The organism is Duganella aceris (assembly GCF_011090165.1).
Taxonomy (GTDB): Bacteria; Pseudomonadota; Gammaproteobacteria; order Burkholderiales; family Burkholderiaceae_D; genus Rugamonas; species Rugamonas aceris.
In genome coordinates, this window is the sequence record NZ_JAADJT010000034.1 from 1 (window position 1) to 2516 (window position 2516).

Annotated in this window: 2 protein-coding genes and 1 pseudogene; all 3 read left to right on the forward strand. The window is 48.1% G+C overall.

Going from position 1 to position 2516, the window contains the following annotated elements; translation table 11 throughout:
* Nucleotides 1-608, forward strand: a pseudogene (locus GW587_RS30905) (hypothetical protein); the annotation flags it as partial.
* 95 nt (nucleotides 609-703) lie between these two features.
* The gene (locus tag GW587_RS30910) at nucleotides 704-1645 is read left to right on the forward strand and encodes a T6SS immunity protein Tli4 family protein (RefSeq protein WP_166108748.1); all 942 of its coding nucleotides are present in this window, start codon (nucleotides 704-706) and stop codon (nucleotides 1643-1645) included.
* Nucleotides 1646-1722: 77 nt separating this feature from the next.
* On the forward strand, nucleotides 1723-1989 hold the full coding sequence (locus tag GW587_RS30915) for a PAAR domain-containing protein (protein WP_166108749.1): 267 nt from the start codon (nucleotides 1723-1725) through the stop codon (nucleotides 1987-1989).
* Nucleotides 1990-2516 lie beyond the last annotated feature (527 nt).

Below are 2516 nucleotides of genomic sequence, written 5' to 3' on the forward strand. Positions count from 1 at the left end.
GCGCCAGCACCAGTTTGACCGCCTCGGCCCGGAACTCCGGCGTGTATGTTGTTGATTTCATGTTTTCACTCCCTTTGACAAGTTTATCAAATGGAAGTGTCCGTAAGTCTCAGGCTACCTCAATTGATCTCGCCTTAGCTGACCCCGCCAAAAAATTCGAAGGTGCGATTGCAGAAAAGGTCGCACGCGCTGTTGATCAAGCAGAAAAATTTCATACCAAGCTACTTCACACTTACTACCATCCCAATACTGCCGCTTTTTATTGTGCAGATCCTACGCAGCGCTCATTTGGCAACTATCAGTGGATCGCGACATCTTCGAAGGCGGTAGCACCCGCCCACCTGCAAACCGGCGTTTTCACTAGTCGTACTTTCGGCGGAGCTCGAAATGTTTCGATAACTAAAGGTCCTATGCTATTTTTTGAACCGAGTACCCAAGATAGTCCTGGCGACGGTACGGTCCCGGTCGGTTCGGGCCAAGGTCCAATAGGAAAAGTTCCGTATGTATTTGAGACACTAGGTTATGACCATCAAGGTGCTTACAAAAATGAAGCGATGCTAGCCTTGACTCAGCATCTCATAGTAAAGCTCCTTCAAAAAGTTATATGAGCCCGCCGTACATAAGAATCACTTTTGTTGCCATGTTTTGTCTATGCGCGCTGGCGGCTTTTTCGGGTTTAAATCATCGAACAAAGGTACCAAAAATGGACGAAAAAATTGCCTTGATGCCGATAAAATCAGTCTGCGTCGGACGATTTGTCGTGGATGTTCCCCGGCATGCTGTAGTCACCTATCGTCCTTCGTCTATCGCTGGATGGTGTGTTTCGACTATTCAAGAAAGTGATGAAGAATTTCGCCTGCGAATTCAGAAAAGAAAAGACATGCTGACAAGCAGCCAAAACGAACGCGGAGGAGCCTCAATTGAAGTCGAGCGTGAAGTCAAAAGGGATAAGATACATGGGAAAATATTCATGTTTGACCGGAAATGGACAACTCTCATAAGTTCTGGGAAAGAGATGATTTCAGAGACGGTAGCAATCGACGCTTTGGTTAGATCAGAGGACATCAGCTATGATTTCAAGGCTGATTTTCGGCGTCCAACGCAAATCGATCAGCTTGAAAAAATAATTTACCAGCTTCGTGCCCTACCTGAAGAGCAGCTACCCATGGAGCGTGGGTTTTGTATTGATCATGGCTTCATTCTGGATCCGCTCACGGTAGAGCATCGCGAATCAACTTCCATTTTCCTCGGTGTCGAAGAGCATCCCGATTTAGCAATTTCGCTGAGCACCTCTGCAGGAATCAGCGTCGGCCGAACGTTGCTGCAACGAGATGCCGATAGCAACATACAGCATGAATACTCCTCACGATTCCATCGGTTGCGTGGTGGTGCTCGTTCGTTAAACGGTGTACCCGGAGAAGAGGTACTTGCGCGAGTAGATGAGTTAAACGGAGCTAAAGTACATGGCTTCATGTGGGAGTCAAAGGAGGATAAGAACGACGTTTATTTGCCGAGTCTAACTTTAGAACTTGATACCGGCCTTGGCCGACCTGGAAACCCGGTTAACTCAAGCCTATCCGATACGGAAGCGATTGCGTTGTGGGAAAAAATATCATCAAGCTTGCGCCGTCGTCCGGTAAATTGATTCATTCAGCTGGTAGCCATATGCCAATAACACGTCACTGATCCTGCAAGGATCAGTGATTTAGTTTGGAGACCTAAATGCCAAACGTAATTAGAGTAAATGATCCAACGTCGCACGGTGGACAAGTAATCGAAAGCGGCGCTCCGCATATCACCGTGGACGGTAAGGCGGTGGCGCTGGTTGGCGACAAATGTATGTGTCCTATATCCGGTCACCAGAACTGCTCAATCGTGAGCGGAAACGCTCAGCATACGGTAAATGGTAAAGCGGTTGCTTACGATGGGGACAAGACTTCTTGTGGTGCGGTGCTGATTTCGACAACTGGCAATTTTACTTCGACGTAGGACAGTGACGCTGTGATCGATTTGCCGGATGCGCGGTACCGCAAGGTCGCGATCTGAGCATAAGGCAAGAAGCGTATCATGATTTCACGCGCACGTTAACATGACGGGTGAGCTGGAATAGTGCAGAGCGGTCCATAGGCACGAGAATTAGGTATTCATCATCACCGGCACAATTAAGGCGATACCGATGTCGGACTTCTGGCGGAACCCACTAGAAATTTCAGGAGTGAATGATGAGCCATGTCGCTGTTTCAAAGATATTTGAAAGCGAGCGAGATGCTATCGCTGTAGCTCTCTATGTTATGACATCGAAAGGAACGATCCATTACGAGGCCTTGCCTCATGGGCGAGTACGTCTAACAGTCGATCAAGGGGATGTGGCGTGGTTGAACGAGAAACCCGCCTTGAATCGCCACGAGTTTGCTAGACACTCGCGAGCCTCTCAAAATACCGCTTTTCAAAATTGACCGGTGAAAGCTTCTCATTGAAGCCATGCCGACGTTTTGGATTGTAGAACATCTCGATGT